1 protein-coding gene is annotated in these 1,633 nt (G+C 37.2%); it reads left to right on the forward strand.

Annotated features, from left to right (window positions below; translation table 11 throughout):
• The first annotated feature begins 249 nt into the window (after positions 1–249).
• Complete coding sequence (locus tag AAHB12_RS31045) at positions 250–1,485, forward strand: IS110 family transposase (protein WP_342048925.1); 1,236 nt, start codon at positions 250–252, stop codon at positions 1,483–1,485.
• The last annotated feature ends 148 nt before the right edge of the window (positions 1,486–1,633 follow it).

The following is a 1,633-nucleotide window of genomic DNA, read 5'->3' on the forward strand; positions in this document are numbered from 1 at the left end:
GTTCGTATTATAAGGTCAGCCAGATAATTCTGGTTGACCATTTTTTATATGGTTTTATTATAACAGTAGCCAGGGTAGAACGTACCTGCCCGTGGGGCTTGACCCCGTCAAGTAAACCGTTCGCCCCCTACTTGTAGAAACATGATTGAGGCTGGTTGGGACAATGATCTCGTATAACAAGCGAAGCTATGATACTGCATGGAGGAACTAGGGGTTACTGGTCAGTTATTTTAAAGGAGGAGATTTAGAATGAATCCAGTCATAGGTCTGGATGTTTCGAAAGGAGAAAGTCAGGTCCAAGCATTTTTAGATAAAGGGAAGCCATTTCGTAAGAGCTTTAAAATCCATCATACCATTGAGGGACTTGAGTCACTCGTAAAATTTCTTGTTGAAGTAACAAAGGAAACAGGTCAGAAACCTTCGGTTGTTTTAGAATCAACTGGTCATTATCAAGCTCCAGTTGTTCATTACTTAGAGGAACGTGGTTATGTGTTAATTATCATCAATCCATTGATTTCTTATAAGGCGAAAGGTTCAAGTTTAAGGAAAGTAAAAACAGATGCGGCCGATGCTTATCTTCTCTGTGAACTGTTCTATAAAGAGGAATTGGAACCCTATAAAAAGCGTGGTATTCAACTTTTAAACCTTCGCAACCTTACAAGACAGCACGAGAATATTACAGGGCTTCTGATCCAAACTAAACTTCAATTTCAAACAGTTCTAGATCAGGTTTTTCCTGAATATAGAGGTGTTTTTGGGGATTTATATTCGGTGGTATCACTTCTAACTTTATTAGAATTTCCATCCTCTGAAGATATATTAAACGCTAGTGAAGAGGCTATCACTGATAAGATAAACGAATTATGTAAGAGCCGCTCAAAGAAATGGGCAAATGAAAAAGCTATCCAAATTAAAGCAGCTGCCATTCGTAATCCATTTGAGAAGACAGTATATCAGAGCCATATTCTGAGCCTCGGTATGTATATAAATATTCTTCTTCAATACAAAGAGCATCTATCGAAGTTAGAGTCGGAAATAGATGCCCTTGCCAAAGAAATTGAAGAGTATAATATTATCAAATCTATCCCAGGCATTGGAGAAAAAATCGCCGCCACGATTATTTCTGAAATTGGAGAGATAGACCGATTTAATGATCCTAAAAAGCTTGTAGCTTTCGCTGGAGTTGACCCAAGTGTCTTCGAATCTGGTAAGTTTACAGCCACCAAAAACCGAATCACTAAACGAGGGTCTAGTAGACTTCGACATGCCTTATATATGGCAGTTCAGTGTGCCATTCGTGATTGTCGTAAGTCAAAGACGACTGATGAAATCATTCCTCGTAATAAGAAACTACGTGTGTTTTACGATAAGAAACGTGAAGAAGGAAAGCCTTTTAAAGTAGCTGTCATTGCTTGTGTAAATAAGCTCTTACATTGGATTTATGCCCTTTTAAAAAATAGAACAGCTTTCCAAGATATAGATTAGCACCTATATCTAACTAAATAACACAAAACCTTCCAATTAAGGGAGAAAGGAAGGTTATTTGTCATACACATTTTTAGTATATCACGAAGTATATTAGGTTTTAATTGAAAAATGTTGACAAACTATTAGCTGGTTTACTTTAAGTACA

The sequence above is a fragment of the Bacillus sp. OTU530 genome (assembly GCF_038440375.1).